General features: G+C 58.8%; 16 protein-coding genes. 10 read left to right on the top strand and 6 right to left on the bottom strand.

Annotated features, from left to right (window positions below):
• Positions 1-31: 31 nt before the first annotated feature.
• The 5 genes from BAR1_RS00955 to BAR1_RS00935 are packed head-to-tail and all read right to left on the bottom strand — an operon-like array spanning position 32 to position 4,641.
• Positions 32-508, bottom strand: coding sequence for a c-type cytochrome (locus tag BAR1_RS00955; protein ID WP_228408643.1), 477 nt, complete (start codon positions 506-508; stop codon positions 32-34).
• Positions 487-1,863 carry a multicopper oxidase family protein gene (locus tag BAR1_RS00950; RefSeq protein ID WP_118941286.1) on the bottom strand — a complete coding sequence of 459 codons (1,377 nt, stop codon included), beginning with the start codon at positions 1,861-1,863 and terminating at the stop codon, positions 487-489. Before BAR1_RS00950 ends, BAR1_RS00955 begins: the two co-directional genes overlap by 22 nt.
• Before the next feature lie 42 nt (positions 1,864-1,905).
• A complete protein-coding gene (locus BAR1_RS00945; RefSeq protein ID WP_118941285.1) occupies positions 1,906-2,451 on the bottom strand; it encodes a c-type cytochrome in 546 nt (181 codons plus the stop codon).
• A gap of 49 nt (positions 2,452-2,500) precedes the next feature.
• Positions 2,501-3,907, bottom strand: coding sequence for an ATP-binding protein (locus tag BAR1_RS00940; RefSeq protein ID WP_118941284.1), 1,407 nt, complete (start codon positions 3,905-3,907; stop codon positions 2,501-2,503).
• Positions 3,907-4,641 (bottom strand): response regulator, encoded by a 735-nt coding sequence (locus BAR1_RS00935; protein ID WP_118941283.1) that lies wholly within the window; start codon positions 4,639-4,641, stop codon positions 3,907-3,909. The genes BAR1_RS00940 and BAR1_RS00935 overlap by 1 nt, the downstream gene beginning before the upstream one ends.
• Before the next feature lie 177 nt (positions 4,642-4,818).
• On the opposite strand from BAR1_RS00935, the gene BAR1_RS00930 reads away from it, so the two are divergent.
• From BAR1_RS00930 to BAR1_RS00910, 6 genes are all read left to right on the top strand, one after another.
• Entirely contained in the window at positions 4,819-5,439 is a 621-nt protein-coding gene (locus tag BAR1_RS00930) for an EF-hand domain-containing protein (protein WP_194295014.1), read from the top strand.
• A 39-nt stretch (positions 5,440-5,478) separates the two neighbouring features.
• Positions 5,479-5,616 (top strand): hypothetical protein, encoded by a 138-nt coding sequence (locus tag BAR1_RS17835; protein ID WP_162891612.1) that lies wholly within the window; start codon positions 5,479-5,481, stop codon positions 5,614-5,616.
• Between the two features lie 19 nt (positions 5,617-5,635).
• Entirely contained in the window at positions 5,636-6,022 is a 387-nt protein-coding gene (locus tag BAR1_RS00925; RefSeq protein WP_118941282.1) for a DUF302 domain-containing protein, read from the top strand.
• The gene (locus BAR1_RS00920) at positions 6,023-6,730 is read left to right on the top strand and encodes a TVP38/TMEM64 family protein (RefSeq protein WP_118941281.1); all 708 of its coding nucleotides are present in this window, start codon (positions 6,023-6,025) and stop codon (positions 6,728-6,730) included.
• A gap of 220 nt (positions 6,731-6,950) precedes the next feature.
• A complete protein-coding gene (locus BAR1_RS00915) occupies positions 6,951-9,260 on the top strand; it encodes a heavy metal translocating P-type ATPase (protein ID WP_228408642.1) in 2,310 nt (769 codons plus the stop codon).
• Entirely contained in the window at positions 9,257-9,454 is a 198-nt protein-coding gene (locus tag BAR1_RS00910; protein ID WP_118941279.1) for a hypothetical protein, read from the top strand. The genes BAR1_RS00915 and BAR1_RS00910 overlap by 4 nt, the downstream gene beginning before the upstream one ends.
• A gap of 323 nt (positions 9,455-9,777) precedes the next feature.
• Here the strand turns inward: BAR1_RS00910 and BAR1_RS00905 are convergent, their stop codons facing one another.
• Positions 9,778-10,131, bottom strand: coding sequence for a hypothetical protein (locus BAR1_RS00905; protein WP_118941278.1), 354 nt, complete (start codon positions 10,129-10,131; stop codon positions 9,778-9,780).
• A 119-nt stretch (positions 10,132-10,250) separates the two neighbouring features.
• Between BAR1_RS00905 and BAR1_RS00900 the strand changes: the two genes are divergently transcribed.
• The 4 genes from BAR1_RS00900 to rbbA all read left to right on the top strand — a co-directional run bounded on the left by BAR1_RS00900 (position 10,251) and on the right by rbbA (position 16,387).
• Entirely contained in the window at positions 10,251-11,672 is a 1,422-nt protein-coding gene (locus tag BAR1_RS00900) for an MBL fold metallo-hydrolase RNA specificity domain-containing protein (RefSeq protein ID WP_118941277.1), read from the top strand.
• Complete coding sequence (locus BAR1_RS00895; RefSeq protein ID WP_118941276.1) at positions 11,669-12,523, top strand: LOG family protein; 855 nt, start codon at positions 11,669-11,671, stop codon at positions 12,521-12,523. Before BAR1_RS00900 ends, BAR1_RS00895 begins: the two co-directional genes overlap by 4 nt.
• Positions 12,524-12,578: 55 nt before the next feature.
• Positions 12,579-13,610 carry an HlyD family secretion protein gene (locus tag BAR1_RS00890; RefSeq protein ID WP_118941275.1) on the top strand — a complete coding sequence of 344 codons (1,032 nt, stop codon included), beginning with the start codon at positions 12,579-12,581 and terminating at the stop codon, positions 13,608-13,610.
• A gap of 68 nt (positions 13,611-13,678) precedes the next feature.
• Positions 13,679-16,387 (top strand): ribosome-associated ATPase/putative transporter RbbA, encoded by a 2,709-nt coding sequence (gene rbbA / locus BAR1_RS00885; protein ID WP_118944289.1) that lies wholly within the window; start codon positions 13,679-13,681, stop codon positions 16,385-16,387.

The raw sequence follows: 16,387 nt of genomic DNA, 5'->3' as shown, positions 1-16,387 counted from the left end.
TTTTCAACAAAAGTTAACGGTTTCCGTCAGGTCATCCGCCACTTTGGGCTTCGGATTCGGTCGATTGCATTTGCAGGGATTGCAGTTTTTCCGGCCATGTTGATTTAATATATGCCAGTGTTTGCGTGATTTCCTGATCCGAAAGCACATCGCCGAAACCGGGCATCCCGCTGTTGAAATCATCTATACCGGCCTTTTTCAGCGCAGCGGCACCCCCCAGTTTGATGTATTCGAACAACAACCTGTCCCCGTGATGCCATGTGTGGCCGGTTTCGTCATGCGGCGGGGCGGGCAGAACGCCGTTTTCATCGGGACTTTTCCAGTTCGCCTGCCCCTCCAGATTGGCCCCGTGACAAGAGGCGCAGTTTTCCTGATACAGTTGCTGCCCCAACCGGACATCCTGCGGCTGGCGACTGGCAAGCAGCGACCACCCCCCTGCCACCAGCGCAACGGCTGGCAGCACAAACAATGATATCTGCCCGATTTTCATGCCTCGACCCGCACCCATGTTCGCATTCCGGCGGCCTGATGGGACAACATGTGGCAGTGGAACAGCCATTCGCCCGGGTTTTCACCGATAAAGGCAATTTCCCGGGTTTCGTTTGGCTGCACCAGAATTGTATCCCGCAGCGGCCCCAAAGTGCCGTCTTTGCGGACCTCTTGAAAATGGTTGCCGTGAATGTGCATGGCATGCGGGAAAACAGTGTCATTGACAATGGGGATGCGCAGGGTTTCGCCTTTGCCTACCACGGCCAATGGTTCCCCGGGCATTCCGGCCACCCCGTTAAAGGCCCAGATTTGCCCGTTTTCAATCAATTCATTGGCGTCCATTTCCTGCCCGTTATAAACGGCCTTTCGCAAGCCGCCCATCGCGCCACCCGTCATGCGCAGCTCTGCCACGCGCGCGGTGGATACGTCGGTAAGATAGGCAATCGGGTTGGGGGGGAGTGCGGCGACCTGATCGCGCGGGTTGACTGACTGCTGGCCGGCAATCGGGATTTCCGACAGGATGAAAACCTGATCCCGATCCTGAATCAGAAACTGCGCCTTTTCGCCCACATCACCCGTGATATCGACAATGAAATCCACCCGCTGCGCCGGTGCCAGCACCATCGTTTCCGCCTTCATCGGCTGTTGCAGCGGCATCCCGTCCAGCGCAACGACATGGCCGGTCATTCCCCGCATCCCGAATTGCATGATCCGGTCTGTCGCCGTATTGACAAACCGAAGGCGCAACCGCTGGTTTTTCTGCACCTCCGGCACGTCGGGAAACAGGCGGGCATGGATATAATTGCCCAGACGGCCACCGTGGGACCAGTCATGTATCTGGCCGAAATCATCCGCGATTTGTGCCTGTTGGGTCAGCCGCCAGTCGTCCATCAAAACCACGATGTCGTGGTCCACCTCGGGGGCGTTTGGTTCGTCCACAATCAGCACGCCATACAGCCCGCGCGCGACCTGTTCGGTTGACTGGTTGTGCGAATGATACCAATAGGTGCCCGCATCCGGCACGGTGAAATCATAGAGGAAATCACCATCAGGTTTCACCGCATCCTGCGTCAACCCCGGCACACCATCCATTGCGTTGTCAATCCGCAAGCCGTGCCAATGCACCGCTGTATCCTGCTTTAGCGCATTCACCAACCGGCGCTGCACCCGCGCGCCCTGCCCGACCCGGATCATTGTGCCAGGCACGGCGCCATCAAACGCCCAGACATCGGTCTGCGGGTATTCAGCCGGCGCGACCTGCACCTTTGCCGTCCCGGCCCGCAGTTCGCGGATTTCTGTGGCCCTTGCGATATTGGGCATCAGGGCAAGCGCCGAAACACCGGCGAAGAATTGTCGTCTGGTTATGTTGTGCATTGCATGGGCCTTCCGGTGGTTGATCGGCAGTGGAATTGCGGGTCAGTTATTCCCTTCGGAATGCCCTGTATCTCCGGCATCTTCTTGATGAACTTCGGCTTCCGGTTCCATTCCGTGATCGCCGCCGCCGTGCATCATTTCTTCTATGTCGTGGGGGATGTCGGCCTGCGAGAATTTCGCCTGTTCGTCCGTGTCATGGACAAAGGCAATGATCGCCGCCAGCTCGTCGCCGGTCAGTTCGATTTGCCCGCCCATTTCATCCTCTTGCATGGCAATCATCGCCGGTGCGCCGCGCCACATTTTTGCGGCAAAATCAAAGGCGTTCATCGGGTCATCCATATATTCCGCCGCGAATTCGGGCGCATCTTCGCCGCCGATGCCGTTTACGGAATGGCAGACGACACAGCCCTTCGAGGCAAACAGTTTACGCCCCTTAGCGGGGTCGAATGCCGGAATCTGAAGGCCGTTTTCCAGAACGAATCCGGATCTTGACATATGGTCGCTGATTTCCGCGTTATCTTGTGCAAAAGCGGTGTGTGCTGTCATTCCCAATACGAATGCCAAAGTGATTGTAATTTGCTGTTTCATGCCGTTTTCCTTTGTTTTCAATGACTGTTTGTCAGAGGTTCAGAAGTCATCAACTTTGCGGTTCCATATCTTCGCTGCCCAAAGGCAGGATAATTTCCACTAGCAAGCCACCTTCGGGCCGGTTGGACAGCGTGATATCCCCGCCGTGCGCCTGAATAACCGTGCGGGCAATCGACAGCCCCAGACCGGTGCCGCCGGTTTCAAGATTTCGCGATTTTTCCACCCGCACGAACGGGTCGAACACCCGCTCCAGATCGTCATGGGGGATGCCGGTTCCATGATCGGAAACGGTGATCATGACGTTGTTGCCATCGCGCATGGCCGCGACACTGGCACCGCCGCCATAGCGGATGGCGTTTTCGATCACATTGCGCAGCGCGCGGCGCATCGCGACAGGTTTGATGCGAACCCGCATCGGGGCGACATCCTGCAAGGTGGCATCCCCCCCGACATCGGAAATATCCGCCACCAGTTCGGTCAGGAAATCGGGCACTCCGACAGTCCGGGTTTCCTCGGCCGTGACCATACCGCGCGCGAATGACAAGGTGGATTCGACCATCTCCTGCATTTCCTCGATGATCGCGACCAGCCGTTCGCGGGTTTCGTCATCATCGACCATTTCCGCACGCACCCGAAGTGCCGTCAGCGGCGAGCGCAGGTCATGGCCAAGGGCTGCCAGCAGGCGGGTGCGTTCAGACACAAAGCGGGTCAATCTGCCCTGCATCTCGTTGAAGGCGGTGGTCAGGCGGCGCAGTTCCTCGGGGCCTTGCACCGGCAGTTCGGGCACTGTTTCACCGCGGCCCAGACTTTCGGCGGCAGTGGCCAGTTTGCGCAACGGGCCGGTCAGCCGGCTAAGTGCCACCCAGACCGTTGCCATGATGATCAGCGTGGCCAGCGCATAGCTGAGGGTCGATATCCAGGGCCATTGGATTGGCGGGCGGTGGAACCGTGTAGAGACGTTCAGCCATTGCCCGTCACGCAACGCGATGGCCAGTTGCATTTCCACCGAGGCCAGATCAAGCCCCATCATCTGTTCGTGCATCCGCACCATTTCAGGCGCCACTTTTTCCATCACCGAAACGGGGCCGGTCTGATGCAGTTCCACCCTGATTTCGTGGGCATCCGCATCATCCAGAAAACTGCGAATGCGTGACTGGATTACACCGCCCATATCATGGTTCAGGTGATCAACCGACGGGGTATCGGACAGTGAAAACCGCACCAGTGGAGAATCCGCCGCGCGCAGAATGTCCGGTCGCAGATCTGCCGGCGCGGCCTCGATCAGGCGCACAACATTGGCGGCGCGGCCTGCCGCCTCGAGCCCGAGGGCGGCGCGAACCGCAAGGCGGCGTTCATCGACGAAAAGCCACAGGTTAATGATCTGGACCACTACAAAGGTGGCAAGGATCACCAGCACAAGTTGCCCGCGCAGGGATTTGGGGAGCAGCCGGCGCATCAAAGATTCTTTACATCTGTGGCAAGGCAATAACCGCCGCCACGCACGGTGGTGATGATCTTGGGTTTGCCCGGATCGGTTTCGATTTTCCGGCGCAACCGGCTGACCTGATTGTCGATGGTGCGGTCAAACACCTGTGCAGTGCGCCCCGATGTCAGGTCCAGCAACTGGTCCCGCGACAACACAAAGCGCGGGCGTTCCAGCAATACGGTCAGCAGTTTGAATTCGGCGGTGGTCAGCGCGGTTTCGTCGCTGCCATCCACCCGGGTAAGCACCCGCCGGTCGGTATCCAGCACCCAATCGCCAAACTGCACCCGATGGCCGGACAAAGCCCCTGCCGATGGCTCGGACCGTTCACGGCGGCGCAGAATGGCCTTGATCCGTGCCAGCAATTCACGCGGGTTGAAGGGTTTGGGCAGGTAATCATCCGCCCCGATTTCCAGCCCGATGATACGGTCTGTTTCCTCGCCCAGCGCGGTCAGCATCAGAATGGGGGTGCGCCCCTCGGCGCTTAGCCTGCGACAGACGGACAGGCCGTCCTCGCCGGGCATCATCACGTCCAGCACGATCAGATCAAACCGCCCGCGCGCCAGTTTGGCATCCATTTCAACCGCATCCTGCGCAACGGTTGCACGAAAGCCGTTCTTTTCCAGATAGCGCATAACGGCATCGCGGATTTCCCTGTGATCGTCAACAATCAGGATATGGGGCAAAATATGTGTCGTTTCATTCATGGTGTTTTCCGTTTAGCGCGGCTTTGCCCTGTTTGTCGCAGGGAAAAGTGTATCCGTTTGTAGCAGAGTTTGCGCTTGCGACACAGTGATACAATTCCACCTGTAAGCTGGCATAGTCCTGCGACAAACACCCCCCAGATAGATGTTATCGAAACATGAAACACACGAGGTAATGTCATGAAACGCAATACAGCTCTTTCTCTTGGTCTTGTCACCGCAATTGCAATGGGGGCCGCGATCTCGACACCTCTGTTTGCCGGAAGCGACCATGGCCAGCAAACCGGCAAAACCCAACAAGGTGCCATGATGGGAAACCAGGGTGGTATGATGGGTGGCCAGCAAGGTCATCAGGGTATGAAGCAAATGATGATGAAAATGCACAGCCAGATGATGGGCGGCGGCCAGGGTATGATGGGCGGCGGCATGATGGGCGGTGGAAAAATGGGCGGCATGGGCTATATGAAAGGCATGGATGCCGACGGTGACGGAACCGTTTCCCCTGACGAAATGCGCGCCGGTCTGGACGCCAAGCTGAAGGATTTTGACGCCAATGGCGACGGCACCCTTTCCATTGAAGAATTCGAAGCCCTGCACAGCGCCGCGATCCGTGAAAAGATGGTTGATCGTTTCCAGATGCTGGACAGCGATGGCGATGGAATGGTGACAGCCGATGAAATGGCCGCCCCCGCCGATCGTATGGCCAAAATGATGGCGAAACGTCAGGCCGCAATGGGGGCCGGTGGTGGCATGGGCATGGGGGCCGGGAACGGCAACATGATGCAAAATCAGGATAACTAGGGGCACAGCCCTGAACCTGACAAACAAAGGAGTACCAAAATGATGGGAAATCAACTTGAAACCGGCATGGGTTATGGCATGGGATGGGGCATGGGACTGGGCGGCATTGGAATGCTGCTGGTTGTCGCTGTCTTTGTTCTGGGGATCATCGCCCTGCTGAAATACATCCGCAACTGACGGCTAAAGGAAACCGGAAATGACATATACAATCAACCGCTTGATCAAGGACACCGATATTGACGCCGTCGATACCCGCGTCCGCGCCGCTTTGACGGAAAAAGGGTTCGGCGTTCTGACCGAGATCGACGTCAAGGCAACGATGAAGAAAAAGATCGACGTGGATATGGAGCCTTACCGTATCCTCGGGGCTTGCAATCCGAAGATGGCCTATCAAGCCATCGGGATTGAGCCGCGGGTCGGGGCGATGTTGCCCTGCAACGTGATCCTGCGTCAGGTGGACGGCGGTATCGAGGTCAGTGCGATTGATCCGGTGGCCTCGATGCAGGCGATCGGCAACGACGAGTTGAAATCGGTCGCAGGCGAGGTTCGCGATCTGCTGGCCGAAGCTGTTGACGCTGTGTAAATGAATGCTCTGCGCCACTGGCGCCTTGCGCTATTGATTGCCGCCGCAATAGGTATTGCGGCGGCAGTTCTGTTTTTCCCGGATTGGGCGGCAGACCTGTTCGGGTGGATAAATCAGGATAAAATCACCCTGATGACCCGGCAGGCAGGCATTTGGGGGCCGGTTCTGATCGTTACCCTGATGCTGGCGGCGGTTGTTTTCAGCCCAATTCCCAGTGCCCCGATCGCGCTGGCAGCGGGGGCAACATACGGTCACTATCTGGGGGCTGTGTATGTCGTCATCGGGGCCGAAGCAGGTGCATTGATTGCCTTCGGTCTGGCCCGAAAACTGGGGCGAAACACAATTCGCAAGTGGTTGGGAGACAAACTGTCGCCAATAAAGCTACTTGGATCACAGGGTGTCTTGATGTGGGCGGTTTTTGCCAGCCGGCTGATGCCTTTCGTTTCGTTTGATCTGGTCAGTTATGCAGCCGGCCTAAGCAATCTGGCGTTCTGGCGTTTCGCTTTGGCAACACTCGCAGGGATCATTCCGGCCAGTTTCTTGTTGGCACATTTCGGGGGCGAGATGGCGAATGGGAAACTCGGCAATGCCGCCTGGATTGCCTTGGGATTGGGGATCATGACCAGTACGTCAATTCTTTGGGCAATACGGCAAGGCAAAAGGAAACGATCCGATACCTTTGCGGCCGAAACGGGTGATGCCCCTTAACAATGCCGCTCAGGGATTGCGCCAGAAGACGCCATAACATGCTGTTATATAATAACTAAATGGAATAATCACTATATTTCTTGCAACCCTTGACCTTCCAGTTACTAGAAGGATTAGATTGAAATTAGGCACCAACCCATGAGGGATCAAAATGTCAAACGCGCATAATTCAAAAGACAACACTATGGCACACGACCACCACAACCATAGCCACGGAAACATGGAAATACCGGTCGGCGACAATGTTGCTGTCGATCCGGTTTGCGGTATGCAGGTGGCTCTGGATGCGGGCAAGCCAACGGAAATCTGGCAGGATCAAACGTTTCATTTTTGCAGCGACAAATGCCATGGAAAGTTCAACGGTGATCCGTATTTCTATGCCTCCGGCAACAACCAGCTGAAGCAAGACGAGGCCAGTCAAAGCGTTGAATACACCTGCCCGATGCACCCCGAAATCCTGCAACAAGGCCCCGGCACCTGTCCGATCTGTGGCATGGCGCTGGAACCGGTTACCGCAACCGGCGAGGAAAAGAACGAAGAACTTGAGGATTTCACCCGCCGCATGTGGATCAGCGCCGCCGCCGCTGTGCCTTTGGTCATCATGACAATGGGTCCGCTGGTTGGCCTTCCGGTGCGCGAATGGATCGGCGAAAAACCCGCTGTCTATCTGGAATTTGTGCTGGCAACCCCGATTATCCTGTGGGCAGCCAAGCCCTTTTTCGTGCGGGGCTGGAACTCGATCAGAACCATGAACCCTAATATGTGGACCTTGATCGCGCTGGGGGTTGGGGCAGCTTATCTTTATTCACTGGTCGCCACGTTCCTTCCGGGGGTCTTTCCCGAGGAATACAAGTCAGGCGGCGTGGTCGGCACCTATTACGAAGCCGCCGTAGTGATCGTGACCCTGGTTTTTGTCGGGCAGGTGCTGGAGTTGCGCGCCCGCGAACGAACCGGTGACGCGATCAAGGCCTTGCTGGATCTGGCCCCCAAAACCGCGCGGCGTATTCTGGCAAATGGCGACGAATATGATGCCCCGCTGGAAAACATCCTTGAGGGGGATTTGCTGCGTGTGCGCCCCGGGGATGCTGTGCCGGTGGACGGTGTGGTGATCGAGGGCACAACCGCGATTGACGAAAGCATGCTGACAGGGGAATCCCTGCCGGTGACCAAAGGGCCGGATGATCCGGTGACAGGCGGCACGATCAACAAGAACGGCTCGCTTGTGATCCGCGCCGCCCGTGTGGGGGCCGATACGGTGCTGTCACAGATCGTGGAAATGGTGGCGGGGGCCAAACGGTCGCGCGCGCCGATTCAGGGGATGGCGGACAAGGTATCGTCGGTCTTTGTGCCGCTGGTAGTGCTGATTGCAAGCACGGCTTTTGTCGTCTGGTATTTCTTTGGTCCCGACCCTGCGCTGATATTTGCCGTGGCCTCGGCGGTTTCGGTGCTGATTATTGCCTGCCCCTGCGCCCTGGGTCTGGCGACCCCCATTTCCATCACCACAGCCGCCGGTCGCGGGGCGCAGGCGGGTGTGTTGATCAAGGACGCCGAAGCGCTGGAACGCATGGCCGGTGTGGATACGCTGATTGTCGATAAAACCGGCACCCTGACCGAAGGCAAGCCAAAGCTGACCGATACGCTGGCGCTGGGCAACGTAAAAGAAGACGAATTGCTGTCCCTTGCCGCCGCCCTTGAAAAGGGGTCGGAACATCCCTTGGCCGAAGCCATCGTGGCCGGTGCGCAGGACAAAGGCCTTGAGGTTGGCAAAATTGCCGATTTTGAAGCGGTCACGGGCAAAGGTGTTCAAGGCATGATCGGCAAGCGCATAGTGGCCCTTGGCAACAAGGCGATGATGGCAGGTATCGGCCTGACGACCGAAACTGCCGATGCACAGGCCGACGCCCTGCGCGCAGAGGGCAAAACCGCAATGTATGTGGCTGTTGACGGTGATCTTGCGGGCATTGTGGCGGTGGCTGACCCGATCAAAGGCAATGTCGCCGACACCATCAAGGCGCTGCATGGCGTGGGCTTGCGGATCATCATGGCCACCGGCGATAACGAGCACACGGCGCAGGCCGTGGCATCACAACTGGGCATCGACGAAGTGCGCGCGGGTGTCATGCCCGAAGACAAAAAGGATCTGGTCGAGGAGCTGCGCCGCGCCGGCCATTCCATTGCCATGGCCGGTGACGGGGTGAACGATGCCCCCGCCCTTGCGGCGGCGGATGTGGGGATTGCCATGGGCACCGGTGCGGATGTGGCGGTTGAAAGTGCCGGCATCACCCTGCTGGGCGGTGATCTGTCCGGGATTGTGCGGGCGCGCAAACTGGCCAAGGCCACGCTGCGCAATATCAAGCAGAACCTGTTCTTTGCCTTTGCCTATAATGCCGCCGGTGTGCCGGTGGCGGCAGGTATCCTTTATCCGCTGACAGGCACCCTGTTGTCCCCGATGATCGCGGCGGCGGCAATGAGCCTGTCGTCCGTATCGGTGATCAGCAACGCATTGCGGCTAAGGAAGGTGGGGCTATGAATGCGCGCCCGTCCTTGGTCTGGCGGCTTTTGCTACGGGCGATGTATGCAACGCTGAAACACGCGGCCGAGCGTGTGTTACTGTCGCGCAGCTTCGGAACCCCGTATGGGCCATCGCGCTGGCTGCGGGCCGATTTACATCGTTTTGATATGTTCGTGCAAAATGAACTGGTCCGGTTGCCCCCAATTGCCTAGGGCGTAGACCTATAAACCCTGCACCACTGGTTTGGCGGATTTTGTCTGTGAGGATAGCTTAACGAGTGCCGTAATCTGGTTGATTATCAGCGAGTTAAGCTGTTCTCACGGGGAAAATCCGCCAAATCCGAAGGACGGGGTTGACGCTTCATCTCAACGGCTTGGGGCGTTTGGAAATAGAACCACTATTTCCGGCGCACCCCAAGTCGTTGATATTTTGCGACAATCCCGCCAGTGGCGTAGGGTTTATAGGTCTACGCCCTAGGGGCAGGGCCTGTGCAGATCACAATCAACTGCGCATATTGGCAATCATGCAAGATCGACTATTCCTGAACCGCCAGAACCATCCCTTCGGAATTGCGGTATTCATTGCCGCCCAGATGTTCAAAGGTTACACAGGTTTCGCCTTTTTTCGGACCACTTGTCATATTCATGCAAATCCCGTCGTCATTGTATTTCCATGTGCCGCTACCGGAAATGATAAAGGCTTTCATCCGTACCGTTCCATTCGTGTTATACTGTAAATGAACGGTCATCCCCTTGCGCGATGTGGTCAGGGGTTTGCCGATAATTTCCTTTGCGATCCGGTCTCTGGACAAAATTTCGGCCGTGGCCGGAAGGGCGGTAACCGTCAAAGTGGCTGCGGTAAGGGCAAGGGCTGTGGTCAGTTTGCGCATGATATGTCTCCTTGAAAGTAGACGGTATGGAAATAGTGTGTCGCATTTCTTGAAATAGGTTATTGATCTATTACTTGCAAGGTGTGATCAAATACACACTGTACTAGCGAGGAACCGCCATGAAGATCAGTTTTCTAGGAGCCGCCCGCGAAGTCACGGGATCATGTTATCTGGTTGAAACCGGTGCCCGCCGCTTTCTGGTGGATTGCGGCATGATCCAGGGAAGCCCTGAAGCGATGGCGCGCAACCGTGAACCCTTTGGTTTCGATGTGGCCACGATAGATTTCGTGCTGCTGACCCATGCCCATATCGACCACAGCGGGTTGTTGCCCAAACTGGCCCGCAACGGATACGAGGGGCCGATCTATACCACTGCCGCCACAGCGGACCTGTTGCAGGTTCTGCTGCCCGACAGCGCCTATATTCAGGAAACCGATGCCAAACGTGCGCGCCGTCACGCCCGTGGCAAAAAGGTGGACGATGCCACCCCCGCCTATAGCATCGACGATGCCAAAGCGGCGCTGGCCCTGTTACAGCCGGTGGCTTACGACAGCCAAGTCACCCCGCGCAGCGATGTGCGCTGCCGGTTCCGCGATGCGGGGCATATTCTGGGGTCTGCCATTATCGAGGTCTGGGTGACCGAAGGCGGCAAGGAAACCAAAATCGTGTTCAGCGGCGATCTGGGGCAGCCCCACCGCCCGATCCTGCGCGACCCGACCCCGATCGGGGATGCCGACATCCTGTTTATCGAATCCACTTACGGCAACCGGATGCACAAAAGCCATGACGACACGTTGAAAGAACTGGCCGAAGTGGTGGACAACACCCTGAACGTCAAGGGCGGCAATGTGATCGTGCCGGCCTTTGCCGTGGGGCGCACGCAGGAAATCCTGTATCACCTGCACCGCCTGACCCGTCAGGGCCGCCTGCATGATTTGAAGATATTCGTGGACAGCCCGATGGCGTCAAAAGCGACCGAAATCACCAAAAAGCATTTCGAGCTGTTTGACGAACAGGCGCGCGATCTGGTCGAATGGCATGACGAAGGCACAGACCTGCCCTATCTGCATTTCACCGCCAGCGTTGACGAATCCAAAGCCCTGAACCAGATCCGGTCCGGCGCGATTATCATTTCCGCCAGCGGCATGTGCAACGCAGGGCGCATCCGCCACCACCTGCGCAACAATCTGCCGCGCCCGCAGTGCAGCATACTGATCACCGGTTATCAGGCCGAGGGCACTTTGGGCCGCCGGCTGGTTGATGGTGCCCCCGTTGTGCGCATTTTTGGTGATGAAATTCCGGTCAATGCCAGCATCCACACCCTGAACGGCTTTTCCGCCCATGCGGATCAGGCGGCACTGCTGGAATGGGCGAGCCATTTCAAAACCGCGCCCGAACAGGTTTTTGTGGTGCATGGCGAAGCCAAGGCTGCCGAGGAATTTTCCGGTCTGCTGAAAAACCGCTATGGCTGGAAAACACTGGTTCCCGAACACGGGCAGACCGTTACGTGGAATCCGCAAACCCGAAGGCTTGAATCATGAGCTACAGTGACTGGAGCAAAGCCCTGCAAGAGGAAATCCTGCATAGTCCGGCCTACAGGCTGGCCTACGAGGACATAGACCTGCTGGCCGATGACGATCTGCGCCCCGTACGCCTGCAGCTGGAACTGCTGAAACCCGAACGCGCCCTGCATGAGCACGGGATCAATTCAACCGTGGTGGTCTTCGGCAGTGCCCGAACCCTGCCCTTGCAAGAGGCAAGGCTTCGGCTTGAGCAGGCCGAGCAAGCCTGCGTTGCAGACCCCGACAATGAAGCGGCACAAAAGGCGCTGAACGTGGCACTCCGCCAGCACCGGCAGGCCGGATACTATGAGCAGGCCCGCGAATTTGCCACGCTGGTTTCCAAACGGTTCCAGCAGGAAAAGCGGCGCGATTTCGTGGTCGTCACCGGCGGTGGTCCCGGCATCATGGAGGCCGCAAATCTGGGCGCCTACGAGGCCGGAGCGCGCTCGATCGGGCTGAACATCACCCTGCCGCGTGAACAAAAACCAAACCCGTTCATCACCCCCGAACTTGCGTTCCGGTTCCACTATTTCGCCATCCGCAAGATGCATTTCCTGATGCGGGCCAAGGCGCTTGTGGCCTTCCCCGGCGGCTTTGGCACCTTTGACGAACTGTTCGAGGCCCTGACCCTGATCCAGACCCGCAAGATGCAGCGCGTGCCAGTGGTGCTGTTCGGGGCGGAATTCTGGCAACGGGCGGTTGATTTCGAATTTCTGATTTCCGAAGGTGTGATCGCGCCCCGGGATCGCGATCTGTTCGCTTTCGTCGAAACCGCAGAACAGGCGGTTCAGGTTCTGCATGATTTCTATCAGGGGAAGCCACCAGAATGACGCGCGCGCCCCGAACATCCGGCCCACAGACAACACGCCCCCAAGGAGTAACACCATGACCCGCAAATTTTCCGTCTTTCTGGTCCTCGCCGTGATTGCGGCGTTCATGGGCTATGCCGCCTGGAAGGTGCTTCTGGCCCCCAGTGATCTGCCCCCCGAAGGGTTCGCCCGCGGCAATGGCAGGATCGAGGCCGATCTGATCGACGTGTCCGCCCGCCTGCCAGGACGGGTCAAAACCATCAATGTGCGCGAAGGCGACATGGTGAAACCCGGCGATGTGCTGGCGATAATGGACACCGCCGAACTGGAAGCGCAGCGGATGCGCTCGCTGGCGGCTGTGGCAAGCGCCCAAGCCGCCGTGGCCGTGGCCGAAGCGGGGGTTTCCCAAGCCGAGGCCAAACTGGCCCTTGCCCAAAGCGAAGTGAAGCGGTCGGAAGAATTGAACCGCAAAGGTGTGGTTTCGCAAGAAGCGCTGGACATCAAACGCACCGAAGCCCAACTGTCCGAGGCCGGTCTGGACGCCGCCAAGGCCGGTGTCGAGGCCCAGAAACGCGCTGTGGACGCCGAAAAGGCCGCGTTGCAACAGATCGAGACCCAGATTGCCGACAGCACGCTTTATTCCCCCGCCGTTGGCCGCGTTCTGTACCGTCTGGCCCAGCCGGACGAGGTTGTGGGCAGTGGCGGCAAGGTGTTGACGCTGGTCAGTCTGGAAGATGTCTATATGGAATTCTTCCTGCCCGCGACGGCGGCTGCCCGCCTGCAAATCGGGGATGGTGCGCGCATTGTGGTCGATGTCATGCCGGATGTTTCGATTCCGGCCGTGGTGTCCTTTGTCGCCCCGCAGGCACAGTTCACCCCGAAACAGGTAGAAACACTGGCCGAACGCGAAAGCCTGATGTTCCGCATCCGTGTGCGCATCCCGCCCGAACTGGTGCAAAACCGGATCGAGCGCGTGAAAACCGGCGTGCGCGGGGTGGCATGGGTGCGGCTGTCAGGCCCCGACGGGCTGCCCGACTGGCCCGAGGGACTGACCCCGCCATTGATGGGCGAACTGCCTGATCCCGCAACCGGAGGCACAGGCAATTGACCCAGCCCCCGAGCCGGACACAAGCTGCAGCGGAACTGACATCGGTCAGCCATGCCTATGGCAAGGTGATGGCGTTGCAGGACGTCACCCTGACTCTGCCTGCCGGCAAAATGGTAGGCCTGCTGGGGCCGGACGGGGTGGGGAAATCTACCCTGATGGGACTGGTGGCCGGTGCCAAAAGGCTGCAAAGCGGCAGGATTGAAACGCTGGGCGGGGATATGTCCAATGCCCGCCACCGCACACAAATCGGTCGCCGGCTGGCCTTTATGCCGCAAGGGTTGGGGCGCAACCTGTATCATGACCTCAGCCTGCTGGAAAACCTTGAATTCTTTGGCAAACTGTTCGGTCTGGACGCCGCCGAACGCAAATCCCGCATCACCCGTCTGACCCGCGCAACCGGCCTTTATCCGTTCCTTGACCGCCCCGCCGGCAAACTGTCGGGCGGGATGAAACAGAAGGTGGGCCTGTGTGCCGCCCTGATCCATGACCCCGATTTCCTGCTTCTGGACGAACCCACCACCGGCGTTGACCCCCTGTCGCGCCGCCAGTTCTGGGATCTGATCGGCAACATCCGCGCGGACCGCCCGCAAATGAGCGTGCTGGTTTCCACCGCCTATATGGAAGAGGCCGCCCTGTTCGACCATCTGGTTGCCATGAACGGCGGTCGCGTGCTGGCACAGGCAAGCCCCGCCGACCTGATGGCCCAAACCGGCACCGACACGGTCGAGGCCGCTTATGTGTCCCTGCTGACCGCGGATGAGCCACAAGACCAAGCCGCCAAACCCGCCATTGCCCCGCCCGCTGCCACCACCCTGCCAGCAGATGCAGAACCGGCCATCCGCGCGCGCAACTTGACGCGGCGTTTCGGCGATTTCACCGCCGTTGACAACGTCAGTTTCGACATCGCCAAAGGCGAGATTTTCGGCTTCCTCGGCTCAAACGGCTGCGGCAAAACCACCACGATGAAAATGCTGACCGGCCTGCTGCCTGCGTCAGATGGCGAGGCATGGATTTTCGGAAAACCCGTGGATGCGCAGGACATCAGCACCCGCAACCGCGTCGGCTTTATGTCGCAATCCTTTTCGCTGTATGGCGAATTGACGGTGCGCGAAAATCTGGTGCTGCACGCGCGTCTGTTCCATCTGGGCGGGGCAAAAACCAGACAGCGCATGGATGAACTGGTGCCGCGTTTCGGGCTGGGCCCCTATATGGACCAGCGTGCCTCGGAACTGCCGCTGGGCCTGCGCCAGCGCCTGTCGCTGGCTGTGGCGGTGATCCACGAACCCGAAATCCTGATTCTGGACGAACCCACCTCGGGTGTGGACCCGCAGGCGCGCGATGCCTTTTGGAATCTGCTGCTGGAACTGGCTCGCCGTGACGGGGTGACAATTTTCATCTCGACCCATTTTATGGACGAAGGCATGCGCTGTGACCGCATTTCCCTGATGCATGCCGGTCAGGTTCTGGTCACGGACGAGCCGCACAAGCTGATCGAGAAACGCGGCGCGCAAAATCTGGAAGAGGCGTTCATCGCCTATATCAGCGATGTGCTGCCACCCGAAGACACCAGCGACGAAGGGCTGCTGAACAGCGCCGAAGATACAGATCGCAAGACCCGCGAGAGCGGCTTCAGCCTGCGCCGCCTGCTGGCCTATACCTCGCGCGAGGCGATGCAGGTGCGGCGTGACCCGGTGCGGCTGGCCTTTTCCTTTATCGGCAGTGCCATCCTGTTGCTGATCATGTCGTTCGGCATCTCGCAAGAGGTGCGCAGCATTCCCTATGCGGTCTATGATCTGGACCAAACCCCCGAAAGCCGCGCCTATCTGTCAACCTTTGGCGATACCGGCTGGTTTGAAAAACACGCCCCGATCCTGAGTGCCGACGAGCTGGATGAACGTATGAAAAGCGGGGAACTGGCGCTGGCGCTGCAAATCCCGCCCGATTTCGGCCGCAGCCTGCGGCGCGGGGAAACCGCGCAGGTCGCGGCGCGGATCGACGGCACCGATACGCAGCGGGCCGGCACGGTGGAAAGCTATGTCAGCGGGGCGCACAACAGCGTATTGACCCAGGGATTCGACGGCGCATTGGCGCTGGATGTGATCGCGGTGCCGCGCAGCCCCGATGCGATACCCCCGGCCCAGCTTGCCCCGCGATTCCGCTATAATCCGGCAATGGAGAGCCTGCCGGCCATCGGCCCATCGATCCCGCCGCTGCTGTTGCTGCTGTTTCCCGCCATCCTGATGGCGGTCAGCGTAGCGCGAGAAAAGGAAATCGGCACCATCACCAATTTCTATGTCACCCCGACCAGCCGGATTGAATTTCTGGTTGGCAAACAACTGGTCTATATCGGTATCACCCTGCTGAATTTCGCCATCATGACGGCGCTGGTGGTCACGGTGCTGGGCGTGCCCCTGCGGGGGGATCCGCTGGCGCTGGTGTTCGGCGCGCTGCTTTATGCGGTGGCGGCCACGGGATACGGGCTGATTGTGTCCACACTGGCCAAAACACAGGTCACAGCGGTTTTTGCCGCCGCCATCCTGTCGGTCATGCCCACCTTGCAGTTTTCCGGCATGATCACCCCCGTTTCATCGCTCGAGGGGGCGGCACATGTCATGGGCATGATGTGGCCGACCACATGGTATATGGGCGTCAGCGTGGGGGTCTTTACCAAGGGGCTGGGGCTGGCGGAACTGTCGGGCCACATCGCGCGACTGGCGCTGTTCGGCCCCGTCCTGACCGGCATCGCGGTGCTGGCCCTGCGCAAACAGGAGAAATGA

Origin of the sequence: Profundibacter amoris, assembly GCF_003544895.1 — a bacterium.
In the GTDB taxonomy this organism is placed as follows: Bacteria; Pseudomonadota; Alphaproteobacteria; order Rhodobacterales; family Rhodobacteraceae; genus Profundibacter; species Profundibacter amoris.
Note: the sequence above shows the minus strand (reverse complement) of the source record. Positions and strands in the feature narration are given on the sequence as shown.

Coding starts and splice junctions, on each gene's coding strand:
- BAR1_RS00955 (WP_228408643.1), bottom strand. CDS start 508: ATGGGTGCGGGTCGAGGCATGAAAATCGGGCAGATATCATTGTTTGTG.
- BAR1_RS00950 (WP_118941286.1), bottom strand. CDS start 1,863: ATGCACAACATAACCAGACGACAATTCTTCGCCGGTGTTTCGGCGCTT.
- BAR1_RS00945 (WP_118941285.1), bottom strand. CDS start 2,451: ATGAAACAGCAAATTACAATCACTTTGGCATTCGTATTGGGAATGACA.
- BAR1_RS00940 (WP_118941284.1), bottom strand. CDS start 3,907: ATGCGCCGGCTGCTCCCCAAATCCCTGCGCGGGCAACTTGTGCTGGTG.
- BAR1_RS00935 (WP_118941283.1), bottom strand. CDS start 4,641: ATGAATGAAACGACACATATTTTGCCCCATATCCTGATTGTTGACGAT.
- BAR1_RS00930 (WP_194295014.1), top strand. CDS start 4,819: ATGAAACGCAATACAGCTCTTTCTCTTGGTCTTGTCACCGCAATTGCA.
- BAR1_RS17835 (WP_162891612.1), top strand. CDS start 5,479: ATGATGGGAAATCAACTTGAAACCGGCATGGGTTATGGCATGGGATGG.
- BAR1_RS00925 (WP_118941282.1), top strand. CDS start 5,636: ATGACATATACAATCAACCGCTTGATCAAGGACACCGATATTGACGCC.
- BAR1_RS00920 (WP_118941281.1), top strand. CDS start 6,023: ATGAATGCTCTGCGCCACTGGCGCCTTGCGCTATTGATTGCCGCCGCA.
- BAR1_RS00915 (WP_228408642.1), top strand. CDS start 6,951: ATGGAAATACCGGTCGGCGACAATGTTGCTGTCGATCCGGTTTGCGGT.
- BAR1_RS00910 (WP_118941279.1), top strand. CDS start 9,257: ATGAATGCGCGCCCGTCCTTGGTCTGGCGGCTTTTGCTACGGGCGATG.
- BAR1_RS00905 (WP_118941278.1), bottom strand. CDS start 10,131: ATGCGCAAACTGACCACAGCCCTTGCCCTTACCGCAGCCACTTTGACG.
- BAR1_RS00900 (WP_118941277.1), top strand. CDS start 10,251: ATGAAGATCAGTTTTCTAGGAGCCGCCCGCGAAGTCACGGGATCATGT.
- BAR1_RS00895 (WP_118941276.1), top strand. CDS start 11,669: ATGAGCTACAGTGACTGGAGCAAAGCCCTGCAAGAGGAAATCCTGCAT.
- BAR1_RS00890 (WP_118941275.1), top strand. CDS start 12,579: ATGACCCGCAAATTTTCCGTCTTTCTGGTCCTCGCCGTGATTGCGGCG.
- rbbA (WP_118944289.1), top strand. CDS start 13,679: ATGGCGTTGCAGGACGTCACCCTGACTCTGCCTGCCGGCAAAATGGTA.